The 16,418-nt window shown below is 48.9% G+C and carries 12 protein-coding genes; 9 read left to right on the forward strand and 3 right to left on the reverse strand.

Going from position 1 to position 16,418, the window contains the following annotated elements; translation table 11 throughout:
• Window positions 1-27: 27 nt before the first annotated feature.
• The gene (locus FN124_RS00595) at window positions 28-558 is read right to left on the reverse strand and encodes an OmpA family protein (RefSeq protein WP_142682857.1); all 531 of its coding nucleotides are present in this window, start codon (window positions 556-558) and stop codon (window positions 28-30) included.
• Between the two features lie 168 nt (window positions 559-726).
• On the opposite strand from FN124_RS00595, the gene FN124_RS00600 reads away from it, so the two are divergent.
• Window positions 727-2,052 carry a GntP family permease gene (locus FN124_RS00600; RefSeq protein WP_142682858.1) on the forward strand — a complete coding sequence of 442 codons (1,326 nt, stop codon included), beginning with the start codon at window positions 727-729 and terminating at the stop codon, window positions 2,050-2,052.
• Window positions 2,053-2,076: 24 nt separating this feature from the next.
• On the opposite strand, the gene FN124_RS00605 is transcribed toward FN124_RS00600, so the two are convergent.
• On the reverse strand, window positions 2,077-3,309 hold the full coding sequence (locus FN124_RS00605) for a trans-sulfuration enzyme family protein (protein ID WP_142682859.1): 1,233 nt from the start codon (window positions 3,307-3,309) through the stop codon (window positions 2,077-2,079).
• A 126-nt stretch (window positions 3,310-3,435) separates the two neighbouring features.
• On the opposite strand from FN124_RS00605, the gene FN124_RS00610 reads away from it, so the two are divergent.
• The 6 genes from FN124_RS00610 to FN124_RS00635 all read left to right on the forward strand — a co-directional run bounded on the left by FN124_RS00610 (window position 3,436) and on the right by FN124_RS00635 (window position 13,873).
• The gene (locus tag FN124_RS00610) at window positions 3,436-4,026 is read left to right on the forward strand and encodes an RNA polymerase sigma factor (RefSeq protein ID WP_185937037.1); all 591 of its coding nucleotides are present in this window, start codon (window positions 3,436-3,438) and stop codon (window positions 4,024-4,026) included.
• Window positions 4,027-4,092: 66 nt separating this feature from the next.
• Window positions 4,093-5,253, forward strand: coding sequence for a FecR family protein (locus FN124_RS00615; protein ID WP_142682861.1), 1,161 nt, complete (start codon window positions 4,093-4,095; stop codon window positions 5,251-5,253).
• 294 nt (window positions 5,254-5,547) lie between these two features.
• Window positions 5,548-8,790: a TonB-dependent receptor gene (locus FN124_RS00620; RefSeq protein ID WP_185937038.1), complete on the forward strand. Its 3,243-nt coding sequence runs from the start codon at window positions 5,548-5,550 to the stop codon at window positions 8,788-8,790.
• A 16-nt stretch (window positions 8,791-8,806) separates the two neighbouring features.
• A complete protein-coding gene (locus FN124_RS00625) occupies window positions 8,807-10,390 on the forward strand; it encodes a RagB/SusD family nutrient uptake outer membrane protein (protein WP_142682863.1) in 1,584 nt (527 codons plus the stop codon).
• A gap of 8 nt (window positions 10,391-10,398) precedes the next feature.
• Window positions 10,399-12,447: a glycoside hydrolase family 2 protein gene (locus FN124_RS00630; RefSeq protein ID WP_142682864.1), complete on the forward strand. Its 2,049-nt coding sequence runs from the start codon at window positions 10,399-10,401 to the stop codon at window positions 12,445-12,447.
• A gap of 10 nt (window positions 12,448-12,457) precedes the next feature.
• On the forward strand, window positions 12,458-13,873 hold the full coding sequence (locus FN124_RS00635; RefSeq protein WP_142682865.1) for an alpha-L-fucosidase: 1,416 nt from the start codon (window positions 12,458-12,460) through the stop codon (window positions 13,871-13,873).
• A 225-nt stretch (window positions 13,874-14,098) separates the two neighbouring features.
• On the opposite strand, the gene FN124_RS00640 is transcribed toward FN124_RS00635, so the two are convergent.
• Window positions 14,099-14,893, reverse strand: coding sequence for an SDR family oxidoreductase (locus tag FN124_RS00640; RefSeq protein WP_142682866.1), 795 nt, complete (start codon window positions 14,891-14,893; stop codon window positions 14,099-14,101).
• A gap of 122 nt (window positions 14,894-15,015) precedes the next feature.
• Between FN124_RS00640 and FN124_RS00645 the strand changes: the two genes are divergently transcribed.
• Entirely contained in the window at window positions 15,016-15,369 is a 354-nt protein-coding gene (locus tag FN124_RS00645; protein ID WP_142682867.1) for a winged helix-turn-helix transcriptional regulator, read from the forward strand.
• Window positions 15,370-15,439: 70 nt separating this feature from the next.
• Complete coding sequence (locus FN124_RS00650; protein WP_142682868.1) at window positions 15,440-16,288, forward strand: NAD(P)-dependent oxidoreductase; 849 nt, start codon at window positions 15,440-15,442, stop codon at window positions 16,286-16,288.
• Window positions 16,289-16,418 lie beyond the last annotated feature (130 nt).

A 16,418-nucleotide genomic window follows, 5' to 3' on the forward strand; every position in this document is an offset into this window, starting at 1 on the left:
AAGCGGCCAATATATCTTACAAAAAAATCAATTCTTCACATCATACAGGATCACAAACTCCACTCTCCTGTTCTTTGCCCTTCCCTCTTCCGTACTATTGGAGGCAATAGGATCACGGTCTGAAAGGCCCCAGGTAAACATACGGTCGTTACTCACTTCAAAACTATTCAGCAATTGTTTTGCGCCTGTTGCACGGCGCTCGGATAAATCACGATTGTACTCAGCTGCCCCTGTGTTATCGGTATGACCGGTAATGAGGATCTTTGTCTTATTATACCTGTTGAGTACATCTGCAAAATGCCTGAAGGTAGGCTTTGCACTCTCGTTCACCTGGTCGGAGGAAGAGGAAAACAATACGTTGTTGGGGAAGATAACTTTCAGGCTGTCTTTAATAATGCTTACTTCCGCATCGTTCAGGGTGTTCTTTAGCTCTTCATACTGCTTTGTCATATAAGCATGCTGGCTGCTGGTTTTCCGGGAAGATGCGCAGGAAGCCATTAAAACAATGGTCACTATTGCCACCAGGCAATAACGGGAGGTCAATAACATTTTTTTCATATCCGCTGTATTAAGATGCAAAGGTATGTAAAATAGCTATTATCAAGCTGTTGCATAAATAATCTCTGATATTTACAAAAACATATATGCGTTAATGTTATAACGCTCCTGCCCGGTTGACTAAAAAGCGATAGCAGCATTGCGTTTATAATTTTATCTTGGAGAGATATGAATACGATTCCTTTGATACAAAGCATATCCGGGCTGCTGGCCGGCATTGCCCTCATCATATTGCTCACGGCGCGTTTCAGGGTACATGCTTTTTTTGCATTGCTGCTGGCCAGTATACTTACCGGCATTATTTTACAGTTGCCCGTAACAGATATCCTTGGCAGTATTAAAAGCGGTATGGGTAATATTATAGGCTCACTCGGACTGCTCATCATCCTTGGCACCACGCTGGGGCTCATCCTGGAACATACCGGCAGTACCACTGTGCTGGCTAATTATGTACTGCGCCGTACCGGTACCGGCCGCTCTGCGCTGGCGATGAATATCATCGGTTACCTGGTAGGCATGCCCATATTCTGCGACTCGGGATTTATTGTGTTAAGCGGGTTAAACAAAGCGCTGGCCAAACGTTCCGGCATCTCCATGATCGTGATGGCATCATCACTGGCTACAGGGCTGTATGCCGTGCATTGCCTGATGCCGCCGCACCCCGGCATTACCGCCGCCACAGGTACGCTGCATGCAGAAACTGGCAGGGTGATGCTGTACGGCTTGCTCATTGCCATTCCTGCATCAGCCGCAGGGTATTGCTGGTCTGTGTTTGCAGGGCGACGGGTAGCCGTTAACGTTAGCGGCACTGAGGAAGCGGCAGCCGAAATACAGCAAGGCCCTTCTGTGCTTATGTCGGTATTACCTATAGCCGTACCCGTTATACTGATTGCTATCCGTTCCCTGAGCGGACTGGAAATACCACATCCCAATCCTGTATTCAGGACTATTTCTATCCTGGGCATCCCCGAAGTGGCGATAGGTACGGGCATCCTGCTGGCATTAACCCAGCTGAAAAGCAATATGAGCACCATATTGCAGGAAGGCGCTGAAAAAGCGGCGGGCATACTGGTGATCATTGGCGGTGGCGGCGCTTTTGGCGCCATCCTGGCTAAAGCGGATATTGGCAGCCACATTGCGCAGAACCATTCTGTTGCCGCGTTGGGATTACTGCTGCCCTTCCTGGTTACGGCACTGCTGAAAACTGCGCAGGGTTCATCTACTGTAGCAGTGATTGCCGCTGCCGCCATTTTACAACCACTGCTGCCTGTTATGGGCTTTGACTCCGCCAATGGCCGGATCCTCTGCGTATTGGCTATGGGCGCAGGATCTATGATGATTTCACATACCAACGATGCTTATTTCTGGGTGATCTCTAAATTTTCGGGGCTGGAAATAAAAGATATGCTGCGGGTATACAGTACAGGTACAGTGGTAATGGGACTGGTATCCGTAGGGTTGGTGTATTTATTGTCGATGGTGCTGGAGGTGTAGCCATGGCTACACCGCAGTTTTTTTTCATCTCCCTCCTTCCAGCGCCTGCTTCAGGTCTGCTACAATATCCACCACGCTCTCCAATCCCACGCTCATCCTGATCAATCCATCAGAGATCCCCGCTTTCTCCCGGTCTTCTTTTTTCATGCCGGAATGCGTCATGGAAGCAGGATGAGATACCAGCGTATCCAACGTACCAAGTGATACGGCACGCAGGCACATCTGCAACCGGTCAATGAAATGTACAGCCGCATCAAAGCCTTCTTTCAGTTCAAAACTCATTACCGCGCCGGGATAACGCATTTGATTGGCAGACAGGGTATAGTCGGGGTGAGAAGGCAGCCCGTTATAATTCACTTTTGCCACTGCGGGATGTGCATGCAGGAATTCAGCTACCGTTTGCGCGTTGCTGCAATGCTGCTTCATGCGCAGCTCCAGCGTTTTAACGCCCTGGATCAGCAGGAAAGTATCAAATGGGTTGGCGCAACCACCCAGCAACTTCGCAGTCCTGTTCACCTTTGTTTGCATAAAGGCAATATCTTTTCCGATGAGCACACCGCCGATAGCGGTACCATGACCATTCAGGAACTTTGTAGTGGAATGAAAAACAAAATCAGCGCCGTACCGGAACGGTTGCTGCAGATAGGGTGTGGCAAAGGTATTGTCCACACTTACTTTCACGCCATGCCTTCCGGCTATTTCACAGATAGCAGCGATATCCACACAGCGCATGGATGGGTTGGCAGGCGATTCTATATGGATCATTTTTATGGAAGGGTCCTGCTGAAGCAGGAATGCGACGGCAATTGTATCGTGAAGATCAGCTATCAACGCCTTTACACCGAATTGCGGCAGGAAGTCGAACAGAAATTCGTGGGTACCGCCGTAAAGCGAATAATGCGTTACAATGGTATCCCCTGCTGCTACGTTGGAAAGGAACATGCTGGTCATAGCCGCCTGCCCGCTGGCATGCAGTATTGCCTTCAGCTGTAAAGGCTGGCCGTTGGCAGCGGTGATGCCGAAGGCTTCGAGAGAAGCGATCAGCTCTTCAGCCACCGATACGGTTGGATTACCAAAGCGGGAATAAATATAGCCGGAAGCCGTACCTTTAAAGCGGTCCATGCCCTGCTGCGCATTCTCGAATGTAAAGGTGGAGGTAGCGAAAACCGGCACCAGGTGGGCATTTTCGGCCATATTAGACTGGGCTGCATGTATAGCTGCCGAAGCCATTTCTGTAAAAACGGGGTGATTGCTCATGCTGTAAATTTATAGTTTCCCCGGAACAAAAAACAGGCACAAACAAGAAAGCCCTTGCAGGAAATCCTTAAATAGTATAATATTGGCAATAGCTATCATTTTTTGCCACAAAATCCGGATCACGCTGTGAATTTATCTGAGGACAGGATACTTTTTTCCAGAATTGCCAGTGGAGATGAAGCAGCTTTCCGTTTATTATACCACCGTTACAATGCAGTACTGGCGGGATCTGTAAAGAAGCTGCTGAAATCAGGGACGGTTGCGGAAGAAGTATTACAGGAGGTATTCCTGAAAGTATGGATGATGCGTCATACCCTGGAAAGTATTGAAAATCCCGGGGGATGGATGTATACCCTGGCCGCCAACTACTCCTTGTCCGCACTCAGGAAACAAGCCAGGGAAAAACACCGGCAGGACAACATTGCCGACGATATGCCGGGTGATGCCGATGTGCCGGAAGGCATTTATGCAAAAGAATTGCAGGCGTTGATCAAACATGCCATCGAACAACTACCTGCCTCCCGCAGGGAAGTGTTTATTTTGAATACCCAGGAAGGCAAATCACGCAAAGAAATAGCCGATGCACTGGATATCTCCGAAAATACGGTAAAGAACCAGCTGGTAACCGCCCGAAGATTTATCCGGGAGTACCTGGAAAAACGTACCGGTACACGACTTCCTATCCTCTTGATCATACTTCTGTCGAAGTTTTTTTAATTTTTTTTTAAGAGACATAGTACGACAGATAAATTTCTGCGTCTATCAGCAAAAGAAGGGTGCACAGTGGAAGCAAAAGAATACTACAGGTTTTTATTAGAGCGCTACTACAACGGGTCTGCCACCGCGGCGGAAGCCGAAGAGTTGTTTGCAGCCCTGCGTACCGGCACCGATGAGGCAGAGTGGACAGCCATGATCAGCGAGCTGCATGCAGCCGCTACGGCCGACCCGGCCTATGATCCCACAGTATATGAAAAGCAGGTGAATAGTATCCTGCAACAGGAGCATATCCCGGTAAAAAGTATGCGCCGCATGGTAATCCGGTATGCTGCCGCAGCAGCCATCACGTTATTTATAGGCACCGCAGGGTATTTTGCGTGGAAGGGGCAATCCCGTAAAATGCCTGTTACCATCGTTTCTGCAAACGATGTGAAGCCAGGCAGGAACGGTGCGGTACTTACCCTGGCCGATGGCAGCCAAGTAGTGCTGGACAGCCTGGGCAATGGCATTGTAACCACCCAGCAGGGCACACGCGTAACGCTCAACAACGGCCAGCTTAGCTACGACGCAGCTAGCTCCGGTACAGTAAGCCAGAATACCATGACCACACCACGCGGCCGGAAATTCAGGCTGCGCCTCCCCGACGGCACAGGCGTTTGGCTCAATGCAGCCAGTGCTATCAGCTACCCTACTGCCTTTACCGGTAACAACCGCACTGTAACTTTAACAGGTGAAGCCTACTTTGAAGTAGCTCCCAACAAGAACCAGCCATTCATCGTACAACTCAGTAAAGGAGCCAGCGTTCAGGTACTGGGCACTCAGTTCAATATCCATGCATACCCCGACGAAAACAATATCAGTACTACCCTGCTGGGTGGTGCAGTGAAAGTAAATATAAACCGGCAAAGCAGTTTGCTGAAACCCGGGCAACAACTGGATATCAATAAAAAATCCGGCGTTATCACACTCAACAACCAGGTGGATACGCTGTCCATCATTGCATGGAAAAATGATATCCTGAGTTTCCAGGATAAAAATCTGACCGCTGTTATCAACATGATTGCGCGCTGGTACGACATAGAAGTAGTATATGAAACTACTCCGCCTGATATCACATTCGTAGGAGAAACAGGCAGCGATGTAAATCTTTCAAGCGTGCTGAACTTCCTCCGGGAATCCGGCATACACTTCCGCCTGGAAAACAAGACCTTAATTATAGAAAAATAAACCGCTAATTAATTATCAATATAGAAAAAAGTTATAGAAAAACAGTGAACCAGAATACCAGCAATCAGCCAATGAAGTTAGCTGGCAATAAAAAACCGGAGGTGATTGGACCCGCCCCCGGTAAACGATTACAGCTATGCAAAACAGTTGAGTAATTCCGTACATCTATCATTTTACAAGCCAAATCACTACAAAGCTATGCAAAAAAATGCTCTTTGTAACTGGTTCCCCTATGCGCAGAAATCCGCGAAAGCGCATACCAGGAACTGGTTCCCAACCAAAATGCTGTTAGTTATGAAACTGACGTTTTTATTGCTTACCACCGCTTTTCTAAATGTGACTGCCACCGGGTATGCACAACTGATCACCTGGTCGGGGAAAAATGTGCGCGTGGAAAAAATATTCTCCGTTATCCGTATACAATCCGGCTACAATGTAGTAGCCAGCAAAGATGTGCTGGAGAAAGCAAATCCGGTAACCATGAAAGTAGAAAACGTTTCTGTCCGGGAATTCCTGGACCTTATGCTGAAAGACCAGCCGCTGAAATATGTCATAGAAAATAAATCCATCTTCATCTCACCAAAACCGGCAACCGTTAAGGAAAACAACAGCCTTTCCGCCCCGGATACCGATGTAAAGGGCAAAGTAACCGACGAAGCAGGCAATCCTTTACCCGGTGTTTCCGTAAGGGTAAAAGGAAGCGCCCAGGGTGTAAGCACCGCCTCCGATGGGAGCTACTCACTTCATATTACCAAAGAAGGCCCTGTAGTGTTGCAGTTCTCCTACCTGGGCATGACCCCGCAGGAAATCAGCATAACCGGCAGCGGCACCTTCAATATAATACTGAAAGCTTCCATAGAACAGCAAACCGAAGTAGTGGTAGTAGGCTATGGCACCCAGAAGCGAAGCGACGTTACCGGCTCGGTTGCTTCCGTGCCCAAAGAACGGCTGAAAAATCTGCCCGTAACCAATGTTTTGCAATCGATTCAGGGAACCACGGCCGGTGTTAATATTGTAAGCAACAGCAGCAAGCCGGGCAGCTCCCCGGCCTTCTATCTCCGCGGCCTGAAATCCATCAACGCCAGCAATGCCCCGCTCATTGTACTGGACGGAATCCCTTTCAGCGGCAGCTACAATGATATTAATCCAAACGACATCGAGTCTGTCGATATCCTGAAAGACGTATCGGCATCAGCTATCTATGGCGCCAGGGGCGCTAATGGCGTGATCATGATCACTACCCGGAAAGGTAAAACAGGTAAACCCCTGATTTCCTACAACGGCTATGCCGGCCCGGAATACCAGAGCAATACCGTAAAACAAATGAACGGGGAACAATACCGTACAAAAAACCACTGGTATAATATACAGGCAGGACGCCCCGATGCACCGGATCTTCCATACCTTACGGAACAAACGAACTTTGCCAACGGGATGCCGGAAACCGACTGGCTCAAAGAGATCGCCCAGCAGGGTTATATACATAGTCATGAACTGAGCATTTCCGGGGGAACGGATCATGTGAAATACTATATCTCCGGAACATACCTTAAAGAACAGGGAAACCTGAAAGGCTTCCAGTACAACCGTTCCAGCATCAGGGCCAACCTGGATGCAAACGTAACCTCCTGGCTGAAAACAGGCGTTAACCTGTTCCTCGTAAACAACAACCAGGACGGCGGTAAAGTAACGCTGTTCGATGCCAATGCCCTCAGCCCTTATGGCTCTCTATACAATGCAGCCGGCGATTATGAAGTTTATCCCATCGCTCCCCAAACCTTGTACATGAGCCCGCTGATCAACCTGTACAACCCGGGACTCAACCGCAGCAAAAATATTACGGCCGCCGGCTATGCGGAAATAGCTCCCGGTTTCGTAAAAGGGCTTAAATACAGGATGAACGCTTCCTACGCATTCCGTCCATCCCGTACAGGCGACTACTCCGGCCGCAAAATGGGCGATCTTAAAGGAAGCGCCGACGTTACCAATTCGGAAAACAAACAGTGGATCGTGGAAAACCTGCTTACTTATTCCCTTACCCGGAACAAGCACTCGCTGGACTTTACCGGTCTTTACAGCGCGCAAAAGGAAGAACAATTCTTTTCCGAACTGGAAGCCAATACTTTTATCAACGACAACCTGGACTTCAATAACATGAAAGCCGCGCAGGTGCAGAAAACCACTACCAGCTACGGCGCCACCACATTGTTGTCGCAGATGTTCCGTATTAATTACAACTACGACAGCCGCTACCTGCTCACCGCCACCGTACGCCGCGACGGCTACTCAGGGTTTGGAGCAAATAATAAATACGCGGTATTCCCCTCTGTTGCCGCCGGATGGAATATCCACAATGAGAAGTTCATGTCGGGTATTCCTGTGATCAACCAGCTGAAGCTGCGCGCCTCCTATGGCAAATCGGGCAACCAGGCCGTGGGCGCTTACCGTACCCTCTCCAGGCTCAGCACCGTTAACTATATTTACGACGGCGTTACCTCCATCGGTGTGATCCCCGACACACTTGGCAACAGCCGCCTGAAATGGGAAACCACCGCGGGCTTAAACATAGGCATCGACTTCGCCCTCTGGAACAGCCGCCTCAGTGGCAGCATAGAAGGATATACCACCCGCACATCAGACCTCCTGTTAAGCAGGAAAATCCCTTCCATCAACGGGTATACCTCCGTTTACGACAACATCGGCGAAACCGCCAATAAAGGCCTGGAACTAATGTTGAACAGCCGCAATATCCAATCAGGTAACTTCGCATGGAATACCGGTTTCAACATCTCCTTTAATAAAAATAAAGTAGTAGCGCTCTATGGCGACAACAAAGACGATATCGGGAACAACCTGTTCATAGGAAAACCCATGCTGGGCATTTACGATTATACCATGACCGGCATCTGGCAGGAAGGTGAAGATGCCAAAATAGACCCAGGCGCCAAACCCGGGTATATTAAATTTGCGGACATCGATAACAGTGGTAAGATAGATGCAGCAGACCGCTCCTATCTCGGCACACAATTACCGAAATATATTGCAGGCCTGACCAACACTTTTACCTATAAAAATTTTGTCCTGAATATTTTTATACAGGATGTTCACGGTTCGCTCCGTCCTAATAATATCCTGGATAACCGCGACCAGGCAGGCATCATCAACTTACCCGCGGAAATCCCCTACTGGACCTCCGAAAATAAGATCAACACCAATCCGGCACTGTTCTATACAAATCCTAAAGGTTATAAATATGCGCAGGATGCTTCTTTTATCCGTATAAAAGATATAACGCTCAGCTATAACTTCGATAAAACTGCTTTACAACGGTACAAGATCTCCAATCTTACTGTATACCTGAGCGGAAGGAACCTGGCCACGTTTACCAAATGGCAGGGATATGACCCCGAAACATCCCCTTCGTCCATTACCTCCAGTACCACACGCCTGAACAACGGGCAGGGCGCAGGGCAACAGAGCTCCGACTTCTATCCGCTGAATACCACCGTGATCATGGGCGTAAATATCAGTTTATAATTTAAAAGAGATAACAATGAAACACGCAAAATATATATACAGATTTGTGCTGGCAGGTATGTCGCTCATGGCGGCATCATCCTGTAGTAAAAGCTTCCTGGATGAGGAACTGAAATCCAGCTATGCACCGGATAACACACTGGTAGACCAGCTGGGCTTTGAAGCCGCCAGTACCGGTATGCTCAGCATCATGCGCAACGATTACGGCAACACGCAGGGACTGCTGGCCACCTTTTACGTAGGCACCGACATGGCCATTACCGGTCAGCCCAACACTGTGCAGGCGCCCTATGAAAATTACCAGAACCTCAATTCCCAAACCGGTTCCTTAAGCACCATCTGGAACTGGGGGTATAAGCTGATCAACAGCGCCAATACGATCATCGCAGCAACAGATAATCCGAAGGTACAGCTCACTGATGAGCAAAGGAAGTTATACAAAGCAGAGGCCTGTTTTTTCCGCGCTTATGCTTACAATCATCTATCTATACTTTTTGGAGATGTACCACTGATCATTGCCCCGGTGAGCGTACCACGCACCGATTACACACGTGCGAAAGAAGCCGATGTGGTGAGCCAGATAATCGCCGACCTTACCTTTGCAGAAGCGAACCTGCCCGATCCTTCCAAAGTGATCAAACAGGGAAGGATCAACAAATTTGCAGCATCGCAGCTGCTGGCAGAAGCATTACTGCGCGCCAACAGGCCTGCCGAAGCTGAAGCCGCAGCCAAAAGGATCATCGACAGTAAATTCTTTTCCCTGATCACCGCCCGCTATGGCGCAAAGGCCACCCAACCCGGCGATCCATTTGCAGATATGTTCACCTATGGCAACATGCGCCGCAGCCAGGGCAACACGGAAGCCATCTGGGTGATTGAACAGAACTATAATGTAACCGGCGGCGGATCGGATTTTGATCAGCGCAGGCGGGAATGGGGCCCTTTCTATGTAAATGTGGCCGGCATGAAAATATGCGATTCATTAGGCGGCCGCGGTATAGGCCGGATCAGGCCCACCAACTGGTGGACCTATGAGCTGTACGACAAAGATGATATGCGCAATTCCCCGTACAATATCCGCCGCAACTACTACTACAACGATCCGGCTTCCCCTAAATACGGCCAGCCGGTAATTGTTACCGGGTTTGATACCATACAGAATATTTATGCACATACCACCAAATGGTATGAGTTCCAGCCGCAGGACCTGCAAGGTGCACAGTCGTACAAAGACCGTATCCAGATGCGCCTCGGTGAAACTTATCTCCTGCTTGCCGAAGCGCAGCTCCAACAGGGCCGCACCGGCGATGCCGCCGCCAGCATTAACGTGATCCGCCGCCGCGCCCATGCCAAAGAAGTACTGGCAGGCGATGTAACCCTTGACTATCTTCTCGATGAAAGGGCCCGTGAGCTCACCGCGGAAGAACTTCGCAGGCTCACGCTGGTAAGAACCAAAACACTGGTGGCCCGCGTAAGGAAATATAATCCAAAAGTAGCGCCGACCATCAGCGATTTTAATATTCACCTGCCCATCCCTCAATCTGAAATTGATGTGAATAAGGATGCAGTGCTGACACAGAATACAGGCTACACGAAATAATCCGGCAGATGAATAAATTTTATATCATAGCTTTCCTGAACGTACTCCTGTTTCTACAGGGGTACGCACAGGAAGGACGACAGATAATTCCATTCAATGATGGATGGATCTTCAGGAAAGGACCACTGGTAGCGGATGTCCACCAGGCAGACACTGCATGGACAAATGTTACTATTCCACATACCTGGAACAACAAAGACATGCAGGAAGGAAAAAACTTCTATGCAGGAGAAGCCTGCTATCAAAAAACCTTTCACATAACCGCTAACCTGAATGGAAAAAGACTGTTCCTCCGCTTCGATGGCGTAGGCTCCATAGCACAGCTATATGTGAACAACCGCTTCATTGGCGAGCACAAAGGCTCATATGCCGCCTTCTGTTTTGAAATAACACATTCCGTAAAGTACGGTGAAGAAAATACTATTGTGGTGAAAGCCAATAACAAGGCGCGGGAAGATGTATTACCCATCAACAATTTCCTGTTTGGTATTTTCGGGGGAATTTACCGGCCGGTAAATTTGCTGATCACCAACGATATTAACATTACCACCACCGATTATGCCTCTCCCGGTATCTACATTACACAGGATCATGTGAGCAATGAGAAAGCAATGGTGGGCATTACTACAAAAATTGAAAATAAACAGGCACACCATACTAACGTACAGGTACAAACGGTGATCCGCAACAGGCAGGGAAAACGTGTATCCATTACCGTTAAAGAAGTGAATCTGAGCCCACAGGGTATCAATATCATCCACCAGGAATTACCGGTAACCGGCCCGCACCTGTGGAACGGCTTGAAGGATCCGTATCTCTATTCCCTTACCACTTCCCTGATCAGCAATGGGCGCATTATCGATGCGGTAACACAGCCGCTGGGATTACGGCGTTTTGAAATAGTGGCTGGTAAAGGCTTTTTCCTTAACGGGCAACCATATGCAATGCACGGCGTTACCCGTCACCAGGAATGGCAGGACTGCGGTAACGCGCTTACCAACGCGCAGCATAAGGCCGATCTGGACCTGATCCGCGAAATAGGCGCCACTACTATCAGGTTTGCGCACTACCAGCAATCCGGGTATCTGTATTCGCTGTGCGACAGTATCGGTTTCGTTGTCTGGGCGGAGATTCCCTTTGTGAATAACTTCTCCGGTAAGGAAAGCGAAAATGCGCGGCAGCAACTCACTGAACTGATCCGTCAAAACTTCAACCACCCTTCCATTTATGTATGGGGCATGCACAATGAAGTATATTCCCAAACACCGGACGAACATGTAGCAGTGCTCACGCGGCAGTTGAACGATCTGGCCAAAACTGAAGATCCCCGCAGGTATACGGTTGCTGTAAGTGGCTACGGCGAAATGAACCGCCCTGCCAACCTTGCCACCGATATACAAGGTATGAACCGATACTTTGGCTGGTATGAAGGCAGCATCGGCGATATTGAAAAGTGGGTATCCGGCCTGGAGAAAAACTACCCCGATTATAAACTGATGCTCACAGAATATGGCGCAGATGGCAACATCAATCAGCATACCGATAGCATCAGTACCAGCTTTGACCCCGTGAACGGCCAGTTTTTCCCGGAAACCTATCAAACTGCCACACATGTACAACAATGGGCTGTGATAGAAAAGCATCCATACATTGCAGCATCCTATCTCTGGAATATGTTTGAATTTGCAGTACCCATGTGGAACCGCGGCGGTGTGAATGCACGTAACCTGAAAGGGCTCATCACCTACGACCGTAAACAAAAAAAAGACGCCTTCTACTGGTACAAGGCTAACTGGAACCCCGAGCCCATGATCTATATTGCTGACCGGCGGAATAAAACACGCCAACCCCAACGGGTACACGCAGAAGTGTTCAGCAACCTGGAAAAAGTGACGCTTACATTGAACAACAGCGCTCCCATTTCCGGACATAAAGGCGTCAATAACAAAGACTTTATTTTTGATGATCTTCAACTGAAGCCAGGCATAAATATCCTGACCGCTTCAGGTACATCTAACGGCAAAGTATATACTGACACCATTACCTGGACCCATTAAAAACGAAACAATGAAAAGATACTGTATAGCTGCCGCTCTGCTGATCGCCCAATTATATAGCAGCGCCCAGGAGAAAGACACTATTGCACTGCAGCACGGCGCGCACCGCAGCGGCAACAGGACCGATGCCGCTATGGCCCGGTGGCGTTCCCTCCGGCTTGGCCAGTTCATCCACTGGGGATTATATGCCATCCCCGGCGGAGAATGGAATGGGAAAACATACAACGGCGCTGCAGAATGGATCCGCTCGTGGAAAGAAATGCCCCACGCCGATTACGATAACCTGTACAAACAGTTTAACCCGGTGAACTATCACCCGGAACAATGGGCACAATATGCAAAAGATATGGGCGCAAAGTATATGATCATCACTACCAAACACCATGATGGATTTTGTCTCTGGCCCAGTAAATACACCCGTTACACCATTGCTGCGTCACCTTACAAAAAGGATATCATCGGCCCAATGGTGGAGGCATATAATAGGAAAGGCATTGATGTATACCTGTACTTTTCTATCATCGACTGGAATCACCCCGACTGGCGCACCTCACTTAAAACGCCGGCCGACAGCCTCGCTTACGGACGGTTTAAAATATTTGTGAAGAACCAGCTGCGGGAATTACTGACCCAATACCCTACCGTAAAAGGCTTCTGGTTCGACGGCACCTGGGACGACTCCTGGAAAAACGACGGCGCCTTCTCTGATGAGCTTGAACAATACCTGCAACAGCTCCACCCTGGGCTCATCATCGGCAGCCGCCTGCGCGCCGATGAAAAAGGCGCCCGGCATTTTGATTCCAACAATCACCTGATGGGCGACTATGAACAGGGCTGGGAACGTAAACTGCCGGAGAAATATGCAGACATACACGGCAACGACTGGGAAGGTGTAATGACCATCCCCGAAAACCAGTGGGGATACTCTGCAAAATGGACAGGCCACATCAAATCATCGAACGAGCTGATAGAAATGCTGGCCAGGTCCACCTCTCTCGGCGGCAACTTCGTGATCAATTTTGGCCCCAAACCCGATGGCACTTTCCGCAGCGAAGAAACCCAACGCATGCAGGAAACAGGCAACTGGATGAAAGTAAACGGCACTGCCATCTATGAAGGCGGCTACGCAGGTTTTGATAAACAGGACTGGGGATATTATATCCGTAAAGCCGATACAGACAGCGTTTTCATGGTGGTATGCAATGTACCGGTATCCGGCAACCTGCGGGTGAAACTGCCGCTACGCACGGCGCTCCTGAAAGTTTCTCCCCTTGCGCAACCTTCCGCGGAGCTTACGCCTGAACTGATTGGAAAGAATGAATATTTTATACAAGTAGGGAATGCACCGCGCACAGCGCCGTTCGTCATCCTGCTGCAAACCCGTACAGGTACAGAAAGCGGGGGATTTGAGAAAGCGCGGACCTGAGCGGGTTTTGCCTGACCCGGGATTATGATGATTTGGCTGATTTGTTTTTTGGGGATTTTTTGAGAATTTTAAGAAATGGATTTTGGGGGCTGTATCATAACTAACTTAATGGGTGTGAGAATCGCAAATACGAAAATTTTCTCCACCCGGTACCCGAGTAAAATCGGGTAAAAGTTATTTATGATACAGCCTCCTGATTTTTTGAAGGGTATAGTATATATGATGTTATATCGTGGGGATAGTCCCTCCATCAATAATATACTCCGTACCACTTAAATACCCTGCACGCGGCGATACGAGGAAGCCCACAAGTTCAGCTACTTCTTCCGGTTTTGCCGGGCGGCCCATAGGAATACCACCAAGGAATTGCATAAGCTGCTGCAAGGCATCGTTAAAGCTGTTGCCTGCACGATCGGCCATTTCCCGGATCATTTTATCGGCAGCGGAGGTTTGAATAAAGCCTGGAGAAACGGTAAGCACCCTCACTCCTTTTGGCGCCACTTCGTTGGACAGGCCCTTGCTGTAATTGATCAGTGCGGCCTTTGCTGCAGCATAGGGCAGCGTGGAATCGTAGAGCGGCATGGTACCCTGAATGGAAGCGATATGAATAATAACACCGGCGCCTTTGGCCAGCATGTAAGGCAAAAGAAGCCGGTCCAGCCGCACCGGCGCCAGCAGATTGGTTTGTAAAGTGGTTTCCCAGTGATGATCTGTCAACACCGAAAAGCCACCACCGGGGGTTTCAGAACCACCCAGGTTATTCACCAGTATATCTGCTCCCCCGTATTGTTCCCCAACTTCGTTGGCTACCGAAGCAATACCTTCCGCCGTACTGAGATCCGCTCCTATAAAATGAAATGCAGGATCTGTATCTGCCGGTTTTGTTCTGGCAGTGATGATCACCCTGGCCCCGGCCCTGGCCAGCCGTACTGCAATGGCTTTTCCTGCTCCTTTTGTTCCGCCTGTTACCAACGCTGTTTTACCTGATAGTTCGTTGTCAAAACTTAATCTTTCTTCCATCTGTTATTGTTTTCAGCAAAATTCTCTCAATTATCCATGGCGGGCAATAACGGAAAAACGATTCACATAGGGTTAAATTTATCCCTATGGCTTGTTTAAGAACAATAAAGTACTTTTGATCCATGTATGTAAAAAAGCTCCCTGTTACGCTGAATTGCGGTCTTGATCTTGTAGGGGAAGTGCTCTACGGCAAGTGGAAAATACGCCTGTTGTATTTCATCCATAAAGGGCATAAACGCCCCAGCGAACTACAGCGGCAAATACCTGATGCCACCCGCCGTGTGTTAAATATCCAGCTCAATGAAATGGAAAAACATGGACTGGTATCAAAGGTGGTGTTCGCACAGGCGCCGCCGAAAGTAGAATATAGTCTTACAACACTGGGCGCCTCTCTTATACCCGTAATAAAGGTATTGGGAGAATGGGCGGATGAGCATGAAGAAGTGTTGAAAGAAGCGATCCTGCGGGGAAATTAACAGCTTCTGATACCTTCAACCCATTCATTATATGCCGTTAACTTTTTCCTATCTTCGGAAAAAAAAGGTTATGATAGCATTCTTAGGCATGGGCCTCCTGGGGTCAAATTTCGTAAGGGCGTTGATCAGTAAAGGTGAACAAGTACAGGTATGGAACCGTACCGCTTCAAAAGCCGCAGCCCTGGAGGCATACGGCGCTAAGGTATTCCCTGATGCAGCCGCCGCTGTAAAAGGCGCCAGCCGTATTCATCTTACCCTAAAAGATGATCATACGGTAAATGAAGTACTGGCGGTAGCAGCAGCCGGGCTTACACCCGGTGCTGTGATCATTGATCACACCACTACTTCCGCCGATGGCGCAGTGGCCAGAACGAAAGAGTGGAAAGAACGTGGTTTTACCTACCTGCACGCTCCCGTGTTCATGGGGCCTGCAAATGCGCTTGACGGCAGTGGCTATATGCTGGTTTCCGGCGATCAGGCAGTGATCAATACCTGGGAGCCCGCCCTCTCAAAAATGACCGGAAAGGTGATCAATTTTGGCGATATCACCGGTAAGGCAGCAGGCATGAAACTCATTGGGAACAGCTTCCTGGTAGGGCTCACCGCCGGACTGGCAGATACCCTGTCGCTTGCCAAGGCGCTGGAGATCCCGCTGAGCGATGTAAGCTCCCTGTTCAGCTCATGGAACCCGGGTGGTGCATTACCTGCCCGTTTACAACGTATGACTTCCGGCAACTACAGCAACCCTTCCTGGGAGCTGAGCATGGCAAGGAAAGACACCCAGCTGTTTATAGATGCAGCGAATAAAAGCAATGTACCACTCGCCGTATTGCCAGCTATCGCAGCTGAAATGGACCGGTGGATCCAAAAGGGACACGGGAATGAAGACTGGACCGTGATAGGTAAGGACAGCATCTGAATAAAAATTAATGATAAAAAGAAGAGGCTGTATCATAACTAACTTAATGGGCGTGAGAATCGCATATACGAAAATTTTCTCCACCCGGTACCCGAGTAAAATCGGGTAAAAGTTATTTATGATACAGCCT

It is taken from the genome of Chitinophaga polysaccharea (genome assembly GCF_902150045.1).
Classification (GTDB): Bacteria; Bacteroidota; Bacteroidia; order Chitinophagales; family Chitinophagaceae; genus Chitinophaga; species Chitinophaga polysaccharea_A.

What these genes read in the sequence shown, in the direction of transcription:
- FN124_RS00605 (WP_142682859.1), bottom strand. Translation starts at nt 3,309, where the DNA reads ATGAGCAATCACCCCGTTTTTACAGAAATGGCTTCGGCAGCTATACAT.
- FN124_RS00595 (WP_142682857.1), bottom strand. Translation starts at nt 558, where the DNA reads ATGAAAAAAATGTTATTGACCTCCCGTTATTGCCTGGTGGCAATAGTG.
- FN124_RS00640 (WP_142682866.1), bottom strand. Translation starts at nt 14,893, where the DNA reads ATGGAAGAAAGATTAAGTTTTGACAACGAACTATCAGGTAAAACAGCG.
- FN124_RS00625 (WP_142682863.1), top strand. Translation starts at nt 8,807, where the DNA reads ATGAAACACGCAAAATATATATACAGATTTGTGCTGGCAGGTATGTCG.
- FN124_RS00635 (WP_142682865.1), top strand. Translation starts at nt 12,458, where the DNA reads ATGAAAAGATACTGTATAGCTGCCGCTCTGCTGATCGCCCAATTATAT.
- FN124_RS00620 (WP_185937038.1), top strand. Translation starts at nt 5,548, where the DNA reads ATGAAACTGACGTTTTTATTGCTTACCACCGCTTTTCTAAATGTGACT.
- FN124_RS00645 (WP_142682867.1), top strand. Translation starts at nt 15,016, where the DNA reads ATGTATGTAAAAAAGCTCCCTGTTACGCTGAATTGCGGTCTTGATCTT.
- FN124_RS00650 (WP_142682868.1), top strand. Translation starts at nt 15,440, where the DNA reads ATGATAGCATTCTTAGGCATGGGCCTCCTGGGGTCAAATTTCGTAAGG.
- FN124_RS00600 (WP_142682858.1), top strand. Translation starts at nt 727, where the DNA reads ATGAATACGATTCCTTTGATACAAAGCATATCCGGGCTGCTGGCCGGC.
- FN124_RS00630 (WP_142682864.1), top strand. Translation starts at nt 10,399, where the DNA reads ATGAATAAATTTTATATCATAGCTTTCCTGAACGTACTCCTGTTTCTA.